Origin of the sequence: Leucobacter sp. CX87 (genome assembly GCF_018682295.1) — a bacterium.
Lineage (GTDB): Bacteria > Actinomycetota > Actinomycetes > Actinomycetales > Microbacteriaceae > Cx-87.
Window position 1 is genome coordinate 411,913 of sequence record NZ_JAFIRI010000005.1, and the last position, 18,418, is coordinate 430,330.

Below are 18,418 nucleotides of genomic sequence, written 5' to 3' on the forward strand. Positions count from 1 at the left end.
CTGGGGTGGGAAACGCTGGGCGAGGAATTGGCCCAGATCCGGACTCGCGGGACCAGCCTGCGCACCGGTTACATTCCGCGCGAAATGCGGCGCGGAGCAAAGGAGACACCCCCATATGAACGACGGCCACTCGCTTCGTACCTGGCAGCCTGATCGGAACCTCGCGATGGAGCTCGTCCGCGCGACCGAGGCCGCAGCGATTCGTGCGACTCCGTTCGTGGGTCACGGCGACAAGAACGCTGCCGACGGCGCGGCCGTCGACGCGATGCGTCGGTTCCTCTCGACCGTCAGCATGAACGGCACCGTCGTCATTGGCGAGGGCGAGAAGGACGACGCCCCCTGGCTGTACAACGGCGAGAAGGTCGGCAACGGCGAGGGCGCCGAGTGCGACGTCGCGGTTGATCCGATTGACGGCACGTCGCTGACTGCTGCTGGCCGCCCCGGCGCGATTTCGGTCATCGCGGTCGCCGATCGCGGCAGCATGTACGACCCCTCGGCCGTCTTCTACATGGACAAGCTGGTCTGCGGGCCCGACGGCATCGGCATCGTCGACATTCGCAAGCCCATCGGCGAGAACATCCGCGCGCTCGCGAAGGCCAAGGGCGTCGACACGTCCGAGATCCGCGTCGCCGTGCTCGATCGCCCCCGCCACGAGCTGCTGATCGCCGAGATCCGCGAGGCCGGCGCCGGCACGCGCCTGCTGCTCGACGGCGACGTCGCTGGTGGCGTCAACGCTGCCCGCTTCGACTCGAGCATTGACCTCTGCGTTGGCATCGGGGGCACCCCCGAGGGCATCATCACTGCGTGCGCAGTGAAGGCGCTCGGCGGCGTCATCCAGGGCCGCCTCATGCCGCGCGACGACGACGAGCGTCAGAAGGCGATCGACGCCGGTCACGACCTCAGCCGTGTGCTCGAGGCGAACGACCTCGTCGCGAGCGACAACACCTACTTCGTGGCCTCGGGCATCACCTCGGCGGACTTCGTCGACGGCGTGCGCCGCCGCGGCCCGTTCGTCCGCACCGAGAGCATCGTCATGCGCTCGCACTCGGGCACCATCCGCCACGTCATCAGCGACTCGCTGGCGGATCGCTGGGCGTAACCGCTCACCGCAAACAGGGCCGCGCCGGGGGAAACCCTGGCGCGGCCCTGTTTGCGTTTTGGCGGGTATGACTTTCCGCCCGAACTACTCCGCTTCGAGCTCGTCAAAGATATCTTCGAGCTCGAGCTGTTCGCCGCCGAGCTCAAGGGTCTCGACCGAACGCAGCCGGCGCTCGACCGCGCGAGTGCGCGTCTTGCCCTGCTGCACCGTGTTCTGCACGGTCTGCAGTTGCTTTTCCAGCTTGTCCCAGACCTGGCCGTACTTCTGGAACTCCTGCTTCGCGGCGCTGAGCACCTGCCAGACCTCCGAGCTGCGCTGTTCGATCGCGAGGGTGCGGAACCCCATCTGCAGGCTGTTCAGCAGCGACATGAGCGTCGTCGGCCCCGTGACGATCACGCGGATCTCGTTCTGCAGTTTGCTCGTGAGGCCCGGCCGGCGAATTACTTCGGCGAAGAGGCCTTCGGTCGGCAGGTACATGATCGCGAAGTCGGTGCTGTGCGGCGGGTCGATGTATTTCTCGGCGATGAGTTTCGCCTGGGTGAGGATGACGCGCTCGACCACCTTGCTCGCCGCTTCGGCCGCGTCCTTGTCACCGGATTCCTGCGCCTCGAGCAGCCGCTCGTAGTCCTCCTGCGGGAACTTCGAGTCAATCGGCAGGTACACGGGCCGCTCGCCCTCGGTTCGCCCGGGCAGCTTCACCGCGAACTCGACGCTGTCGCGCGAGCCCGGCGTGATGAACACGTTCTGCTCGTACTGATCGGGTGTGAGCACGTCCTCGAGTTGGCGGGCGAGCTGCACCTCGCCCCAGCTACCGCGGCTCTTTACGTTCGTGAGCACGCGCTTCAGCCCGCCGACGTCGGACGCGAGCGTCTGCATCTCGCCGAGACCCTTCTGGACTTGTTCGAGCCGGTCGCTGACGAGCTTGAACGACTCACCCAAGCGCTTCTCAAGCGTCCCCTGCAACTTCTCGTCGACGGTTTCGCGCATCTTCTCGAGCTTCACCTCGTTTCCCACGCGCATGCCCTCGAGCTTCTCGTCGACGGTGAGGCGCAACTGTTCGAGCTTGGTCTCGTTCCCGAGGCGCAACTCTTCAAAACGCGTCTCGACGGTCGTCTTCAGCTCGTTCTGCGCGAGCAGCGATGTCTGGGAGGACTGGTGCAGCTTCTCGTTGACGCCGGTGAGCGAACGGTCGAGCAGGTCGCGCAGTTGCGCCTGGGCCGTCGTCTGCCCATGATGCTCGCGCGCGAGCGCCTGACCGAGCTCGGTGCGCTGCAGCGCGAGATCCTGCCGCACGGTGTCGCCCACCTGCCGCAGATCACCTCGCAGCTGCGCTGAGGGATCCTGCCCCGTCGCCCCCGCGCCCGACCGCCCGGTGCGCAGAATCACCGCGACCAACACGGCAATCAACAGCAGCAAATTCGCCACGAGTAAGACGATGATCATCGCGTCCATGCATGCACCCATTTCCAGTAGAGCTCCTGAAATCGACGCTACTGGAAACCTCCGACATCGCCGGGCCCACCGGCCCGATCACGGCCGGCCTACAGCTTGAGTGGCTGCGCCTTCAACTGGTTGATCTTGACGCCGGTGGCCTTTGCCAGCGCGGCGATCCCGTCAGCGTCGAAGCGCCTCGCCGAATCGACGATGATCGCGGCGCACGCCTCGGCATCCGCGAGGGCGTCGTGGTGCGGGAAGTCTCGAAAGCCCGCGGCCGCCGCGGCAAGCGGGAGCTTGTATGACTCGAGCTCGTACGTCTTCCGCGCGACCTGCACGCTGCAGAAGTACCGCATGCGCGGCGTCGGCTGCACGGTCGCGGCGCACGCGCCCCGGATCACGCCCATGTCGAACCCGGCGTTGTGCGCGACCACGATGTCCGAGCCCACAAAGTCGCGAAGGGCGGGCAACTGCTGTTCCCAGGACTGCGCGTGGGCGACCTGATCGGGGGTGATGCCGTGGATCTTGATGTTCCAATACAGGAACTCGCCGTGCGCTGCGGGCGGGCGGATCAGCCAGTCGGCCCGCTCGACCACGACGCCGTCGCGCACGCGAACCAGGCCTACCGCGCAGGCGGAGGCGCTATGGCTGTTCGCGGTCTCAAAATCGATCGCGGTGAAGTCAACTGGCACTCATTGATCCTGGCACAGACCGCTGACATCGACCGGTGAGCTCAGGGCGTATCGCGATGTCGTCGGCCGGGAGTAATGTGTGCCTTCACAGCGATCCCGCTCAGCGAACACAAGGAGCCACCATGATTCCCGCAATCAACTTCTTCGCCGTCATCGCCGCGACGCTTTCCACGATGCTCGTTGGGTCGATCTGGTACACCCCGAAGGTGTTTGGCACCTACTGGATGCGCGTCGCGAAGGTCACCCCGGGGGAGGGCAAGAGCGCGGTCGGCCCGATCCTGGTCACCCTGGTGGTGAGCTTCATTTCCGCCTGGGTGCTGGCTGGTGCGATCTACCTCTCGTTCAACTTCTATGGCGGCAGCTTCCTGGTGAACGCGCTCCTGACTGGTTTGATCCTGTGGGCCGGTCTCACGGCCGCCCGCTTCATTACGCATGACGCATTTGAGGGCCGACCAGTCGGCCTGACGGTGCTGAATTGCGCCCACGAACTCGTCACGATTCTCGTGATGAGCCTCATCCTGGGCGTGTGGCCGCCCGCGCTCGCCTAGACTGGCTTCTCGTGGCTCTTACTCTTGGAATCGTCGGTCTCCCGAATGTCGGCAAGTCGACCCTGTTCAACGCGCTGACGCGCAACCAGGTGCTCGCCGCGAACTACCCGTTCGCGACGATCGAACCGAACGTCGGGGTCGTGAACCTTCCCGACAAGCGGCTGAACAAGCTGGCCGAGATCTTCGGATCCGAGCGGATCTTGCCGGCTCCCGTGTCGTTCGTCGACATCGCCGGCATCGTGCGTGGCGCGAGCGAGGGCGAGGGTCTGGGCAACAAGTTCCTCGCGACTATTCGCGAAGCCGACGCCATCGTTCAGGTCGTCCGCGGCTTCAGCGATCCCGACGTGATCCACGTCGACGGTGGCGTGAACCCCGCCAGCGACATGGAGACCATTAACACCGAGCTGATCCTCGCCGATCTGCAGACGGTCGAGAAGGCTATCCCGCGCCTCGAGAAGGAAATCAAGGCGAAGAAGCAGGATCCCGCCGTCCTCGCGGCCGCCATCGAGGCCCGCGATGTGCTCAACGCGGGCACGCCGCTGTCGCTCTCGAAGGTCGACATGGAGCCGATCCGCGAGCTGGGCCTGCTGACCGCGAAGCCGTTCCTCTACGTGTTCAACGTCGACGAGGGCATCTTGGGTGACGCGGCGAAGCTTGAGGAGCTCGCGAAGCTCGTCGCCCCCGCGAAGGCGATCTTCCTGGACGCGAAGCTTGAGAGTGAGCTCATCGAGCTCGACGAAGAGGACGCTGCAGAGATGCTCGCCTCGATCGGCCAGGAGGAAAGCGGTCTCGACCAGCTCGCCCGCATCGGCTTCCAGACGCTAGGGCTCCAGACCTACCTCACCGCTGGTCCGAAGGAGTCGCGCGCCTGGACGATCCCCGTCGGTGCGAAGGCACCGCAGGCCGCCGGCGTTATCCACACCGACTTCGAAAAGGGCTTCATCAAGGCCGAAGTTATTTCGTTCGATGATCTCGTCGAGACCGGCTCGATCGCCGAGGCTCGCGCTCAGGGCAAGGCCCGCATGGAGGGCAAGGAATACGTCATGCAGGACGGCGACGTCGTGGAGTTCCGCTTCAACGTGTAGCGGATCGAGGTGTGGCCGGGGTGGCGGGGGTGTCTGAAGTGAGTCCGCTCGTGCTGCACCGACTTGCGACTTCGGATCGTCCCGGGTTCGTCGCGCGTCTTCAGGCCTCGTTCGCTGCCGGTGCGGCGTCATTTGGCGACGAATCGACTGAGCCGGTCATCTCCGAAGTGGAGATCTATGAGTCGATGGATCAGCCCGGAGCGATCTCGTGGGAAGTTCGAGAACGCGGGAATCGTGTGGGCGGAATCGTCGTCGCGTTTGAAGATGACGGACGTCGAGCATCTTTAGACCTACTGTTCATCGACACAGGTGCGCAGAGCATGGGGATCGGCGCGAGGGTTTGGTCGGCGATCGAGGCGCTCTACCCTGAGGTCGAGGTGTGGAAGACCTTGACGCCTTACGAGGACACGAGGAACATTCATTTCTACGTGAACAAGTGCGGTTTTCAGATCGTAGAGTTCTTTCACCCGGGGCACCCTGACCCGAATGGACTGGTCTTTGCTGTGGGCGCTGAGGGTGACTCGAACCCGGACCTGATGTTTGCGTTCGAGAAGAAGCGTTCACCACTCGGCGAGCATGCCCGCTCCGGGATGTTCGTAGACGAGTCGCCGGACGGCGGCGTCGTGGTGCTCCGCGGTAACGTCTAGGGCTACTGACGCATCCCGTTTTGTCCTGTTGGCGGGGTCAGATCTTTTGGAAGCAGGGGCACCGAGCGCACCTGGCCGAGGCCGTACGTCAAAGGTATCGAGTTTCAGTACACTGTGAGCGATGACGGGGTAACGGGCCAGGATGCGCGCTTCTCGACTTCCTGCAACACGCTGTGGAGTTCACGACGCAGGCTGCGGCGTCCAATCGCGGGTTCGCGTACATGATCGGCTAGCGACCGGACTGATCGTGCTGCTGCCCGAGCTACCGCTCAACGATCACCCGTGTGCAGAATCCTGAGGTGTTGAACCGTGGCGCAGTCAGACGCACATCCGGTGGGGACCTAGGTCCTGAGTTCAGCTGTATCGCTGGACGGTGCAAAAAGGTGGCTGATAGCCTCCGGAAATGTCGAAGAACCTGCAGTCCCGCCGCGCAAGTGTTCTCGCAGCGCTCGTGGCCACCGTCGCACTTCTTGCGGGGTGTTCCTCGGCGCCGAAGGCCGCGACCACCGCGCCGCCGCCGGCGGGCTCGGTCGCCGGCGTAGAGGTGCCCGACGCGTTCACCGCGATCACCGTCTCCCCGATCGGAAACCCTCCGCTCCCGTTCCTGGGCACGGACGGCAAGTACCACGTCGTCTATGACCTGCAACTCACCAATGCCACACAGCAGCCGGCGAGCCTGGACGCCATCGATGTAGTCGACGGCAAAGATCCGAAAGCGGTCATTGCCAGCTTCTCGGGGACGCAATTGGTGGACGCGAATTGCACGTTCGGCGACTGCAACCGGCTGCGAGGCCTGCCCGCGGGCTATATCGACAGCGCGACGATTCCGGCGCAGGAGAGCCGAGTCTTGTTCATCGATTTCGCACTCGACTCGCGCGACGACGTACCGAGTGCACTGCTGCACCGCCTGTACGTCACCGGCGCGAATTCGCCCGCCTTTGGCGAACCGAAAGCGGTGGACTACCTGGCGACCCCCATCGCTATCTCCACGGAGACCGTGCCGGTGATCTCGCCGCCACTGAGTGGTGAGAACTGGATCGCGCTCAACGGTTGCTGCGAGCCTGGCTTCCCGCATCGCAGTTCAGTGATGTCGGTCAATGGCAAGCTCAACAACAGCCAGCGCTTCGCAATTGATTGGAAGCGCACGAACGACCAGGGCGAGTTCTACTCGGGTGACAAGACCAGCAACGAGAGCTACGTCGACTACGGCGACGACATCCTCGCCGTCGCCGATGCCACGGTGGTCTCGATCCTGGACGGGATGGAAGCGAATGCTCCGGGCGTGCTGCCCGCGAGCAACCCCGAACTCGCCGCGAAACTGACCGTCGAGAACGTCGACGGAAACCACGTGGTGCTCGACCTGGGCGATGGCGTGTACGCGATGTACGCGCACATGATCTCCGGGTCCCTGAAAGTGAAATCGGGCGACAAGGTGAAGAGGGGGCAGGTCATCGGCCATCTCGGCAACACCGGAAACGCGAACGCCTCGCACCTCCACTTCCAGCTGATGGACGGGCCGAGCCTCCTCGAAGCGGACTCTCTTCCCTACGCGTTTGACCGCTTCGGGTTCGATGGACAGGTCGCTCCGCAGCAAATCGCCGACGCGGACGACTACCTGAGCGGCACGTTCCTGCAGGGAAAGCTCTCCCGCCCCGAGGCGCGCACGAACGAGTTGCCCCTCAACTTGGCGATCATCGACTTCCCCTAGGCAAGCTGGGTCGAGAGGCGGTTCGTCTGGTGCAGGATCTAACCGTCCTGCACCGTGCCCACCTGTTTTGCGGGCACTCCCACGACGATCGCCCCAGGCGCCACATCCTTGGTGACAACCGCGCCCGCGCCTACCACGGCGCCATCGCCGATTGCCACGCCAGGCAGTACCGTCACGTTGGCCCCGAACCACACGCCGCGGCCGATGACTACGCGCGCCGGGTGCATGTCAGCCCGTCGGCTCGGTGCCATGTCGTGGTTCAGAGTGGTGATGACGGCGTTGTGGCCGATGAGAGACCCGTCGCCGATTTCGATACCGCCCTGGTCTTGGAAGCGGCAACCGCTGTTGATGAACACGTTCTCGCCGAAGCGAATGTTCTTCCCAAAGTCGGCGCTGAACGGCGGGAAGAGCTGGAGAGTGTCGGGGACCTGATGTCCGGTCAGCTCACTCAGTAGGGCTCTGACCTCATCAGGTGAGTGATATTGCCCGTTGAGCTCGGCGGTGATGCGCAGCGACTCCTGGCTCGCGGCGTGCATTGCGGCGTGGTGCGGGGAGCCTCCGGGGATCGTCTCCCCGGAGTTCAGAGCCGCAAGCAGGGCGTCGAGTCCATGAATTTCAGCCATGTCCCTACGGTACGCGCCCTTGATGGATGCCCCAGTGCATGCACAAACCTGAGGTTGGGTGAGGCGATCCCTTGAATTGCGGCATCTTCCAACAATCGGATTTGAGTGGCTGCCCGCTCTACCGCCTCCTCAGGGCGGAGTATGGGACCGAACGCAGAGAGGCCCGCGTCATACGCTGCGTCGATCCTCAAGAGGACGTCCTCGTTTCCCGCGTCCAGTCATTCCCCAGCGAGGGTGCCGTGCGCGAGAATATCCGCGGGGAAATGGATCGGGTCGTCGAGCACGAGGTCGGCCTCATGCGCGCGTGCCCGCCGGAGATCAGCAGGTACCGGCCCCGTCGGATCGGGATGCGCCAGACATCCATCTGCTCCGGGTCCCAGATATCGAAGACCTCACCGCCCTCGTCGAGCAGGCGCGTAGCGAACGCCGAGGCAACAGGGTCACGCTCAGGGCGCCCCAAATACGTCAGGAACCTCGGGAGGTTAGTGAGGCCGACGGAGTCTCGTGGCGTGGACACGCAATCGGCGTTATGGCAGCGCTGGATGTGGGCGGCCGGCGTTGCAATGCCGCGCAGGCGTCAGGCTCAGGAAACCTCGGCAACAAACTCGCGCACCGATTCCGCGATGAGCCGCGAAACGCCGCCCGCGTCCAGCGGTGACGACTTCAGGACCTTCATCGAGTGGTCGGCGCCGGGCACCTCGATGACGCGAATGCTGCGGCCCGAGTGTGGGGCGAGCGCCGTCAGCACCTCCTCCGCATCGCCAAACGTGTCCCGAACACCCTGCAAAACGAACACTGGCACACGCGGCTCGAGCAGCTCGTCAATCCGCGACTTCTCGGGTTTCCCTGGCGGGTGCAGTGGAAAAGCGAGGCACACGACTGCGGCGGCGCCAACCGCCGCTGCGGTGCGGCACGCGACGCGGGCGCCGGCGCTTCGCCCGCCGACAACGAGGGGGAGACCCGCGGCCAGCTCGGCCACGCGCGGCGCGGCTTCCAGCCACCCCACGTCGAGGGCCGCAGGCCGCGGGGCGACCTTTCGTCCCGCCATCCGCCATGGCTGCTCGTAGCGCGCGACGGTGATGCCAGCGCCGGGCAACGCTGCCGCGAGCGCCGACAGGTCGACCGCGTCAATCCCACCACCGGCACCGTGACCCAGCCAGAGCACCGCGCGCGGATCCGCTGCCGCATCGACGACGAGCCGTCCTGGTCCGAGCGAGGTCTGGATGTCGATGTGCATAGCTACGACGGTAACCGACTCTCCATCAGTTGGCCCGGCCTCACTCGGAGCACGGGGACTATCCTGGCTGCAGTCCGACGTCGAACCCCGGGAGACCCCTATGCCGATTCGCCTGCCTGAGCCCTTCGTGCCTGTCTTTCTTAAGGCGATCCGGGCCAATCGGCCGTTCGTTACGGCAGCGGGCGCTCACGACCGCATCCGCGAGCGCACGCTGCGGCCCACGTCGTACGGGCCGCCGGAGCGCCTGTCAGGCGTGCGTGTCGGACGCCGAGTGCCGAACCCGCTCGGCTGGCCCGTCTACGACGTCGAGCCCACGGGCGCCGAGCCCAAGCTATCGTCGGTCGTCGTCTACGTGCACGGGGGCGGCTGGGTGAATGAGATCGCGGGTCAGCACTGGCAGTTGATCGCCCGGATCGCGCGCGAGACCGGGCAGCGAGTCGTCGTGCCGATCTACCCGCTCGTGCCGTTCGGCACCGCGCGCGAGGTGCGCGACGGCGTCGTCGCGCTGGTGCAAGAAGAGCTCGATGGCGAGGGCGAGGTGAGGTTGGCCGGGGATTCCGCTGGCGGCCAGATCGCCCTTTCCGTGGCGCTCGCGCTGCGCGATGCGGGCAGGATCCTGCCGTCGACCACGCTGCTCTCGCCCGCGCTCGATCTCACCTGGAAGAACCCCAGGATCGATGCCGTACAGCCGAGCGATCCGTGGCTCGCTCGCCCCGGAGGGCGTGTGCTCGCGGACGCGTGGCGTGGCGAGGACGACATCAAGGATCCGGTGGTGAGTCCGCTCTTTGGAGACCTCACCGGCCTCGGCCCGCTGACGATCCTGACGGGCACGCGCGACGTGCTGAACCCTGACGCGCACCTCTTGCGCGACCAGGCGCGTGAGGCGGGGGTCGCGGTGGATTGGCACGAGGCTCAGGGGCAGGTGCACGTGTATGCGCTTTTGCCCACGGGGACGGGGGAGCGTGGCGCGCGCGTCATCGTGGAGAGCCTGCAGCCCGAGCTGAGTGTTCGCCGCGAGAGACTATCGCTGAGGGAGTGAGCGATATATCCTCGAGGTATCGTTCACGATCACTGAGGAGGGCATCATGAGTAGTTCATTCCCCACCGGAAGCTTCGGGTCAGGGCACCACACTGACACGATGTGGCAGGCGATGGAGCAGCTGCGCGCCAAGTTCGAGAAGCGTGTCGGCGGGCGCGTGGGCCGGGGCGAGGTGCGCACCGCGGTCCTGTCGTTGCTGCGCGAAGAGCCGATGCACGGCTACCAGATCATCCGCGAGATCGAAGAGCGCAGCGGCGGGAGTTGGAAGCCCAGTGCGGGCTCCGTCTACCCCACCCTGCAGCTGCTTGCCGATGAGGGCCTCATTCGCGCAGAAGAGTCGAACGGTCGCAAGACCTACACTCTGACGGACGCCGGGCGCGAGGAAGCCGCAGACCTCGAGGCGCCGGCCCAGTGGGAGGCCTCAGATTCGGGGAAGGGCTCAGCGTTCGCTGAACTGTCCAAGGCGGGCTTCGATCTTGCACAAGCCGCATCGCAGGTCGGGCGCACCGGCTCGCCGGAACAGGTGAAGCAGGCCGTCACGGTGCTCGACGAGTCTCGCCGCCGCCTGTACGCCATTCTCGCCCAGGACTAGCGCGAGTGCCCCCGGTACTCCCCACTCGAAAGGGCGCGCTGCCCAGCACGAAAGTCTCTCGCGCGCGGTATCGCAGGATCCTCCGCTTCGCCGGCTGGCATCTGGCGGTCACCTGGTGGTTCGAGCTGATCCTGCCCCGGCTGGGGCTGGCAGGGCTTGCCGAACGCACGCGGGCGAAACGCATGCACACCTTCGCTAGGCGCTTTCACCTGCTCGCGGTCGATCTCGGCGGGCTGATGATCAAGGTCGGCCAGTTCATGTCGTCGCGCCTGGACGTCCTGCCCCCGGAGATCACCTCGGAGCTGGAGGGCCTGCAAGACGAGGTACCGGCAGTCCCGTTCAGCGAGATCCGGGCGCTCGCCGAGGCGGAGCTGGGCGTCTCGCTGGATCTCGCGTTCGAGAGCGTTGACGAGATTCCGCTGGCCGCAGCTTCGCTCGGGCAGGCGCATCGCGCCAGGCTCGCGGCAACTGACGCGGCGGACACGGGGCTGCGGGACGTCGTGATCAAGGTGCAGCGGCCAGGGATCGACGAGATCGTCGACATCGACCTCGCGGCGCTGCGCAAGGTGGGCGGCTGGCTCAGCCGGGTGCGCATCGTCGCCGATCGCGTCGATATGCCTGCTCTGGTCGAGGAGTTTGCAGCGACCAGTATGGAGGAGATCGACTATCTCCACGAGGCGGCAAGCGCCGAACGTTTCGCGGACAACTTTGCAGGCAATGCGCGGGTGGCCGTGCCCAGGATTGTGTGGGAACGCACAAGCCGCCGGGTACTGACGCTCGAGGACGTGACGGCGATCAAGATCACCGATTCGTTGGCGCTGCGCGCGGCAGGCATCGATCCGGCGACAGTCGCACCGGTATTCGCTGAAGTGATGTTCGACCAGCTGTTCACGCACGGGTTCTTCCACGCTGACCCGCACCCCGGGAACATTTTCGTCACCCCGGGGGAGGCTGGCGAGGGCGGCCCCGATTGGAAGCTGACGTTCATCGACTTCGGCATGATGGGCGAGGTGCCGGCCGACACGCGCGCGGGCCTGCGCACATTACTGGTCGCGGTTGCATCGCGCGATGGTCGTGGCCTCGTCGAGGCGATCCGCAAGGTGGGAGTGCTGCTGCCCACCGCGGAGACGACCGAGCTTGAGCGCGCCATGACACAGCTCTTCGCGCGCTTCGGGGGTATGGGGTTTGCCGAGCTCAAGGACGTAGACCCCAGGGAGTTCCGCGATTTCGCCGTGCAGTTCGGCGATGTCGTGCGATCGCTCCCCTTCCAGCTGCCCGAAAACTTCATGCTGATCATCCGAGCGATGTCACTCACCTCTGGGGTCTGCAGCGCGCTCAACGCCGAGTTCAACCTGTGGGACTCGGTCGAACCGTACGCGGCGCAGCTGCTGCGTGACGAGGGCGGCAACGTCGTCCAGGACTTCGCCCAGCAAGCCGCCACGATGGTTGGCGTCGCGTGGCGGCTGCCGAAGCGAATCGACTCGGTGCTCACGCGGGCGGAGGACGGGCAGCTCGCGGTGTCGAGCCCGCGACTAGAACAGCGGGTGGCCCGGCTCGAGCGCACCGCCAGGCGGGGCCTTTCCGGGATCCTGTTCGGGTCGCTGTTGATCGGTGGTGCCGTGCTGCGTGCCGACGACGCGGTGCTGGGGACCGTCGTGATTGCCCTGTCCGTGCTGCCGCTGCTGCACGCCCTGCTCGCGGGCGATCGGCGTCCGTGACTGACAGACTGGGCCGCATGGGCGTTCACTCCTTCCACCTCGCGCACCTGCCGCTCCACCGCGCCGCTGGTGCGCTGCTGAAGGCACCGAGCGCACCGGGGCTGCGCCGCATCGAAGTGCTCGGGGGGATGGAGCTCGGTTCGCCCGTGTTTTCCGTCCGCCGCATGCAGATGCAGCGCATGTCGGTGTTCGCGGAGTGGGATGACGAGGCGGCGCTCGATGCCTTCCTCAAGCAGCACCCATTCGGACAAAAGCTCGGCGAGGGCTGGCACGTCCGGCTCACATTCCTGCGCCGCTGGGGCAGCGTGCGTGAGTTTGCCCACCTGCCCGAGGTGGCGGGACGCTCCGAGCGAGACGAGCCCGTCGTCGCGGTGACGCTCGCCCGCATGCGCCTCTTCCAGCTGCCGCGGTTCATCCGCTGGGGCCGCCCGGTGGAACGCCAGGTGCGGGACCACCCCGAGGCGACGCTCGCGCTCGCCGCCATTCGGCTCCCGAGAACCGTGTCAACGTTTTCGATCTGGACGAACGCGCGGGCCATGACGGGCATGGTGTTCGGCCGCGACGCCGCCCACGATGCCGGCCGCGACTCGGGCGACGGCGCTCGCCGCCACGCCGCGGCGATGGCCGAACGCGACCGCAAGGACTTTCACCGCGAGTTCACGACGCTGCGCTTTCGGCCACTTTCCGAGCACGGTTCCTGGGAGGGCCAGTCTCACTACGTTCCTTGGCAGGTGGGAACAAGCCGCAGCGCCTAGGGTGGGTGGGTGCCTCACAACCCAGCAGCAGATTCAGCGCCCACTCCGGTTCCCGTCGATCTTCCCCTCGAGCGGAGGCTTGGGGCCGCCATCGAGCTGTACGGCGAAGCCGACGTGATCGCCCGCGCGCTCGGGCTCATGGCCGGCAAGAACGAGGGAGCCGACTTTTTGCTCTACGTCGGCGGCGAGCACGCGCAGGGCGTTCTCGACGGCGCTCCCGTGTTGTTCTGGCCCGAGCTCTGGGGTCTTCGCGCCCTGCTGTACGTGTGGGATGACTCGGCCATCGCCGCGGTGATCCACTCCCTGAACGACCCCGCCTGGCGCGTGCGCGAGATGGGCGCCCGGGTGATCGCCGCGCGCGGACTTCCCGCGGTAGTTGAATTGACCCAAACGCTTGCCGATGGAGTTCCTCGCGTGCGCGTCGCGGCGGCGCGCGCGCTCGGCGCGGTCGGATCGCCGGAAGACATGGACAGCCTCCGGAAGCTGCTCAAGGACCCGATGGTTGAGGTGCGTCGCGGCGCCCAGCAGGGACTCGACACGCTGCGGGACCGCTTCCGTTAAACGGCATCTGCCCCGGCGAAGTCAGGGACCGGTTGCGCTGTCAGCCGAGAACAGGGTGAACTGGGAGCATGAACGAAATCGTGCTCACCGGCCAGCTGATCTGCTCCCACGCCGCTGAGGCCGACATCGTGCGGCATCACTTGCCGCGGCATGCGGAACTCTCCAGGGCCGAGCATGGATGTCTGTCGTTCGAGGTCGCCGTGACCCCCGACCCGCTGATCTGGCAGGTCGACGAGAGATTCGTGGATGTCGCGGCGTTCCGCGCGCATCAGCATCGCGCATCGGCGAGCGAGTGGGGTCAGGCGACAGCGGCGATTCGACGCAGCTACACGGTGCGCGAGATACCGCCCGCAAATCCTCAATAGGCTAGACGGATGACCGCAACACTCGTGGCAAACGGCCTGGCCGGCGGCTACGCCCATCGCATCCTCTTCGAAAACCTCGACCTGACCGTCGCGCCGGGCGACGTTGTCGGCGTGGTCGGGGTGAACGGCGCAGGCAAGTCGACCCTGCTGCGCATCCTCGCCGGCGAGCTTGAGCCGCAGGCCGGCACGGTCAGTCTCGCCCCGAGCGATGCGTTCGTGGGCTACTTACCGCAGGAACACGACCGAGTGGCGGGCGAAACCATCGCCGCCTACGTCGCCCGCCGCACCGGCTGTGCGCGCGCCACCGCCGAGATGGACGCGGCCGCTGCCGCTCTCGGTGACACCGAGCCGCAGGCACCGGGTGCCCCTGACCCCGGCGACGTCTACGCTGCGGCCCTTGACCGCTGGCTTGCGAGCGGCGCCGCCGACCTCGAAGAGCGGCTTCCCGCGACCCTCGCCGACCTCGGCCTGAGCCTGAGCGATGGTGCGGAAGCGTCGAGCAACGTCGTCAGCCCGGACTCCCTGATGACCTCGCTCTCGGGTGGCCAGGCGGCACGCGTGGGTCTCGCCGCGCTGCTGCTCTCCCGCTTCGACATCGTGCTGCTGGATGAGCCGACGAATGACCTCGACCTGGACGGCCTGGACCGCCTGGAGACCTTCGTGCAGGGTCTGCGCGGCGGCGTCGTGCTCGTCAGCCACGACCGCGAGTTCCTCGCGCGCTGCGTGACGCGCGTGCTCGAGCTCGACCTCGCGCAGAACAGCAACCAGGTGTTCGGGGGCGGCTACGAGTCGTACCTTGAGGAGCGTGAGATCGCGCGCCAGCATCGGCGCGACGACTACGAGGAATTCGCCGCGAAGAAGGCCGACCTCGTCGGGCGAGCCCGCACGCAGCGCGAGTGGTCGAGCCAGGGTGTGCGCAACGCCATGAAGAAGGCTCCTGATAACGACAAGATTCGCCGCAAGGCGTCCACCGAGTCGAGCGAGAAGCAGGCGCAGAAGGTGCGCCAGATGGAGAGCCGCATCCGTCGCCTCGACGAGGTCGAGGAGCCGCGCAAGGAATGGCAGCTCGAGTTCACGATCGGCGCAGCGCCGCGCTCGAGCGCCGTGGTCGCGACGCTCAACGCCGCCGTCGTGCACCAGGGCGACTTCACGCTCGGCCCCGTCTCGGTGCAGCTGAACGCGGGCGAGCGCATCGGCATCACCGGCCCGAACGGCGCGGGTAAGTCCACCCTGCTGCGCGTGCTTTTGGGTCGACAGGCCCCCGACGAGGGATCCGCGGCGCTCGGCACCTCAGTCGCCATCGGCGAGGTAGACCAGGCGCGATCCCTCTTCGCGGGGGTTGCCCCGCTCGCCGACGTCTTCGAGGGACTCGTCCCCGAGATGTCCGCGGCAGAGGTGCGCACCCTGCTCGCGAAGTTCGGACTCAAAGCCGATCACGTCATGCGGGCCGCAGGTGAGCTCTCGCCAGGGGAACGCACGCGCGCCGGGCTGGCGCTGCTGCAAGCCCGCGGCGTCAACGTGCTCGTGCTCGACGAGCCGACGAACCACCTCGACCTCGCCGCCATCGAGCAGCTCGAGCAAGCGCTCGAGACGTACGAGGGGGCACTGCTGCTCGTCACCCACGATCGGCGCATGCTGAGCACGGTTCGCCTGGACCGCCGCTGGCACGTCGATCACGGGACGGTCACCGAGCTGGTCTAGGCCCGGCAGGATCCTGTCGCGCGCCCGGTCTCGATAAGACCTCAAGCTACGATCGGGCCATGACCCGTTTGTCTGTGCGCGCCCAGGTGCGACTCCGTTGGATTGCGTCGCTCGTCGTGGGCGTAGCGGTCGGCGCCGCAGCGGCGCCTCCGCTCGGAATCGCTGCGGGCTTTCTCGCGGGGTGGACCGCCCTTGCTATTACGGTCCTGAGCTGGACCCTGCTGACGGTCTGGAACATGGGCCCCGAGGAGACTCGCGACCACGCAACTGCCGAGGACACCGGACGCAACCTCGCCCGGATCGTCGCCATTCTGGGCAGTGTCGTGAGCCTCGCAGCTGTCGGCGTCGTGATGGTGCAGGGGCGGCAATCGGGCGGGGTGGAAGCGTTGGTGCTCGCTGGCATTGCAGTGCTCAGCGTCGTCTCATCGTGGGCCTTGATTCAGACGAACTACCTGCTGCACTACGCCCAGATGTACTACCAGGGTGGACCCGGGCTGCAGGGCGGCATCAGTTTCAACCAGAGTGCAGACCCGCAGTACACCGACTTCGCCTATTTCTCGGTGGGACTCGGGATGACCTACCAGGTTGCAGACACAGCAGTCACGAACAACGCGATCCGCAGAATCGTGATCGGTCAGACCTTGCTTGCCTACCTGTTTGGCTCGGGCATCCTCGCGACGGTGATCAACCTGGTCGCCGGGCTCGGCTAACGGGATTCGGCCCGCTGCCGCGACTTCCCACGCATGGGAGGATGAACCCCATGGCCCCCACTCGAGCATCCGCGACCCCACTCGAGCGACAGTCGGTGCTCCGCACCCTCCGCACGCCGCGCTGGCTCGGGACCGAAGTGCTCGCCGGGATCGTCGTGGCGCTCGCGCTTATTCCCGAGGCCATCGCGTTCAGCGTGATCGCCGGGGTCGACCCGCGCGTGGGGCTTTTTGCCTCGTTCACGATGGCGGTGACTGCAGCGATCGTGGGTGGTCGCCCGGCGATGATCTCGGCCGCCACGGGAGCGGTGGCACTCGTCATCGCGCCGCTCAACTCGACGCACGGCCTGCAGTACCTCATTGCTGCGGTGATCCTGGCGGGGATCCTGCAGATGCTCTTCGGCGCGCTCGGCGTCGCAAAGCTCATGCGGTTTATCCCGCGCTCGGTCATGATCGGCTTCGTCAACTCGCTCGCGATCCTCGTCCTGATGGCGCAGCTTCCCGAGCTCACCGGGGTGCCGTGGCTCGTCTATCCGCTCGTCGCCGCCGGCATCGCGATGATCTGGGGCTTCGGCAAGCTCACCCAGGCCATCCCTGCCCCGCTCATCGCCATCGTTGTCCTCTCCCTCGTCACCGTGCTGGGTGGATTCGACGTCCCGACGGTGGGCGACAAGGGAACGCTGCCCGATGCTCTGCCGACCTTCTTCTTGCCCGACGTGCCGCTCACCCTCGAAACGCTCCAGATCATCCTGCCGTTCTCGGTCTCGATGGCCCTCGTTGGGCTGCTCGAGTCGCTCCTCACCGCGAAGCTCGTGGACGAGGTCACGGACACCCACTCGAACAAGACGCGCGAGGCTTGGGGGCAGGGAATCGCGAATGTTGTGACCGGGTTCCTCGGCGGTATGGGCGGGTGCGCCGTCATCGGTCAGACGATGATGAACGTCAAAGCCTCAGGGGCGCGCACTCGCATCTCGACCTTCGTCGCGGGCGCTTTCCTGCTGGTGCTCGTTGTGGTGCTCGGCGACGTGGTCGCGGTCATCCCGATGGCCGCCCTCGTCGCCGTGATGATCTTCGTCTCAGCGATCACCTTCGACTGGCACTCGATCCGACCGTCGACCCTTCGGCGCATGCCCAAGTCCGAGACCGCCATCATGCTCATCACCGTCGCGACGGTCGTGGCGACACACAACCTCGCGATCGGCGTCGGGGTGGGCGTCGTCGCAGCTTCGATCCTGTTCGCCCGCCGCGTGGCGCACTTCTGCACGGTGTCCCGCGCGATCGAGACTGACGAAGTCGGCGAGATCGCGCGCTACACCGTCGAGGGCGAACTGTTCTTCGCCTCGTCGAACGACCTCGTGACTCAGTTCTCCTACGCGGAGGATCCGGGCCGGGTGGTCATCGACTTCTCGCGCTCCCACCTCTGGGATGCCTCGACGGTCGCCGCCCTCGACAGCGTGCAGGCGAAGTATGCCGCTCGGGGCATCGACGTGGAGCTCGTCGGCCTGAACGAGGCGAGCACGCGTATCAGGCAGCGTCTCGGCGGCAAGCTCGGCGCCTAACGTTCATCTACTGACGCAGGATCCGCCCGCACGACTCGCCCGGGAACGCCGGGGGCCTGTGTCAGACTGGGCGCACATGAGTCGCATGGGCGGCGCGAGGTGAGCAAAGGGGCCACGATGACCGAAAAAGTACAGGGACCGAAGTCCTACTTCCCGTCCATCGAAGCCAAGTACGGCAAGAGCATCGATGAGTGGTTCGAGACGCTCGCCCCGCATGCCGGCAAGAAGCACATGGACCAGGTCGCGTTCCTCAAGGAGCTCGGCGTGGGACACGGCCACGCGAACGCCCTCGTGCACGTCTTTCGCGCCGAGCACGGTGGCGCGGGCGAAGGCGAGACCGCGTGAGCC

The 18,418-nt window shown here is 66.3% G+C and carries 19 protein-coding genes; 15 read left to right on the forward strand and 4 right to left on the reverse strand.

All coding sequences use genetic code 11. The annotated features are described in order from the left end of the window. Positions 1 to 115 precede the first annotated feature (115 nt). Positions 116 to 1,099, forward strand: coding sequence for a class II fructose-bisphosphatase (glpX, locus tag KOE53_RS09065; protein ID WP_241095423.1), 984 nt, complete (start codon positions 116 to 118; stop codon positions 1,097 to 1,099). An 84-nt stretch (positions 1,100 to 1,183) separates the two neighbouring features. Here glpX and KOE53_RS09070 read toward each other — a convergent pair whose 3' ends face one another. Both KOE53_RS09070 and KOE53_RS09075 read right to left on the reverse strand, forming a co-directional pair. Beyond that, a complete protein-coding gene (locus tag KOE53_RS09070) occupies positions 1,184 to 2,551 on the reverse strand; it encodes a DNA recombination protein RmuC (RefSeq protein ID WP_188058209.1) in 1,368 nt (455 codons plus the stop codon). 89 nt (positions 2,552 to 2,640) lie between these two features. Continuing rightward, on the reverse strand, positions 2,641 to 3,225 hold the full coding sequence (locus KOE53_RS09075) for a 3'-5' exonuclease (RefSeq protein ID WP_188058210.1): 585 nt from the start codon (positions 3,223 to 3,225) through the stop codon (positions 2,641 to 2,643). 122 nt (positions 3,226 to 3,347) lie between these two features. Between KOE53_RS09075 and KOE53_RS09080 the strand changes: the two genes are divergently transcribed. The 4 genes from KOE53_RS09080 (at position 3,348) to KOE53_RS13730 (ending at position 7,213) form a co-directional block, all read left to right on the forward strand. Next, positions 3,348 to 3,773 (forward strand): DUF1761 domain-containing protein, encoded by a 426-nt coding sequence (locus tag KOE53_RS09080; protein WP_188046286.1) that lies wholly within the window; start codon positions 3,348 to 3,350, stop codon positions 3,771 to 3,773. An 11-nt stretch (positions 3,774 to 3,784) separates the two neighbouring features. Next, positions 3,785 to 4,858, forward strand: a complete 1,074-nt coding sequence (gene ychF / locus KOE53_RS09085) for a redox-regulated ATPase YchF (RefSeq protein WP_188058211.1) — start codon at positions 3,785 to 3,787, stop codon at positions 4,856 to 4,858. A 29-nt stretch (positions 4,859 to 4,887) separates the two neighbouring features. Continuing rightward, complete coding sequence (locus KOE53_RS09090) at positions 4,888 to 5,505, forward strand: GNAT family N-acetyltransferase (protein ID WP_188058212.1); 618 nt, start codon at positions 4,888 to 4,890, stop codon at positions 5,503 to 5,505. Positions 5,506 to 5,908: 403 nt separating this feature from the next. After that, complete coding sequence (locus KOE53_RS13730; RefSeq protein WP_188058213.1) at positions 5,909 to 7,213, forward strand: M23 family metallopeptidase; 1,305 nt, start codon at positions 5,909 to 5,911, stop codon at positions 7,211 to 7,213. Positions 7,214 to 7,251: 38 nt separating this feature from the next. Here the strand turns inward: KOE53_RS13730 and KOE53_RS09100 are convergent, their stop codons facing one another. Then, positions 7,252 to 7,836 (reverse strand): DapH/DapD/GlmU-related protein, encoded by a 585-nt coding sequence (locus tag KOE53_RS09100; RefSeq protein ID WP_188058214.1) that lies wholly within the window; start codon positions 7,834 to 7,836, stop codon positions 7,252 to 7,254. 583 nt (positions 7,837 to 8,419) lie between these two features. Continuing rightward, positions 8,420 to 9,073, reverse strand: a complete 654-nt coding sequence (locus tag KOE53_RS09105; protein ID WP_188046291.1) for an alpha/beta hydrolase family protein — start codon at positions 9,071 to 9,073, stop codon at positions 8,420 to 8,422. Between the two features lie 100 nt (positions 9,074 to 9,173). Here KOE53_RS09105 and KOE53_RS09110 point away from each other — a divergent pair, with 100 nt between their 5' ends. The 10 genes from KOE53_RS09110 to KOE53_RS09155 all read left to right on the forward strand — a co-directional run bounded on the left by KOE53_RS09110 (position 9,174) and on the right by KOE53_RS09155 (position 18,415). Next, on the forward strand, positions 9,174 to 10,112 hold the full coding sequence (locus KOE53_RS09110; RefSeq protein ID WP_188058215.1) for an alpha/beta hydrolase fold domain-containing protein: 939 nt from the start codon (positions 9,174 to 9,176) through the stop codon (positions 10,110 to 10,112). A gap of 46 nt (positions 10,113 to 10,158) precedes the next feature. Further along, positions 10,159 to 10,704 carry a PadR family transcriptional regulator gene (locus KOE53_RS09115; RefSeq protein ID WP_188046293.1) on the forward strand — a complete coding sequence of 182 codons (546 nt, stop codon included), beginning with the start codon at positions 10,159 to 10,161 and terminating at the stop codon, positions 10,702 to 10,704. 5 nt (positions 10,705 to 10,709) lie between these two features. Continuing rightward, entirely contained in the window at positions 10,710 to 12,422 is a 1,713-nt protein-coding gene (locus KOE53_RS09120) for an ABC1 kinase family protein (RefSeq protein WP_188058216.1), read from the forward strand. Positions 12,423 to 12,439: 17 nt separating this feature from the next. Next, a complete protein-coding gene (locus KOE53_RS09125; protein ID WP_188058217.1) occupies positions 12,440 to 13,177 on the forward strand; it encodes a hypothetical protein in 738 nt (245 codons plus the stop codon). A 9-nt stretch (positions 13,178 to 13,186) separates the two neighbouring features. Further along, a complete protein-coding gene (locus KOE53_RS09130; RefSeq protein ID WP_353055626.1) occupies positions 13,187 to 13,738 on the forward strand; it encodes a HEAT repeat domain-containing protein in 552 nt (183 codons plus the stop codon). A gap of 68 nt (positions 13,739 to 13,806) precedes the next feature. Beyond that, positions 13,807 to 14,103, forward strand: a complete 297-nt coding sequence (locus tag KOE53_RS09135) for a putative quinol monooxygenase (RefSeq protein ID WP_188058218.1) — start codon at positions 13,807 to 13,809, stop codon at positions 14,101 to 14,103. A 9-nt stretch (positions 14,104 to 14,112) separates the two neighbouring features. Next, positions 14,113 to 15,804, forward strand: coding sequence for an ABC-F family ATP-binding cassette domain-containing protein (locus KOE53_RS09140; RefSeq protein WP_188058219.1), 1,692 nt, complete (start codon positions 14,113 to 14,115; stop codon positions 15,802 to 15,804). A gap of 59 nt (positions 15,805 to 15,863) precedes the next feature. Then, positions 15,864 to 16,514 (forward strand): DUF1345 domain-containing protein, encoded by a 651-nt coding sequence (locus tag KOE53_RS09145; RefSeq protein ID WP_188058220.1) that lies wholly within the window; start codon positions 15,864 to 15,866, stop codon positions 16,512 to 16,514. Positions 16,515 to 16,564: 50 nt separating this feature from the next. Next, the gene (locus KOE53_RS09150; protein WP_188058221.1) at positions 16,565 to 18,070 is read left to right on the forward strand and encodes a SulP family inorganic anion transporter; all 1,506 of its coding nucleotides are present in this window, start codon (positions 16,565 to 16,567) and stop codon (positions 18,068 to 18,070) included. Positions 18,071 to 18,187: 117 nt separating this feature from the next. Then, positions 18,188 to 18,415 (forward strand): DUF4287 domain-containing protein, encoded by a 228-nt coding sequence (locus KOE53_RS09155; RefSeq protein WP_188046299.1) that lies wholly within the window; start codon positions 18,188 to 18,190, stop codon positions 18,413 to 18,415. The last annotated feature ends 3 nt before the right edge of the window (positions 18,416 to 18,418 follow it).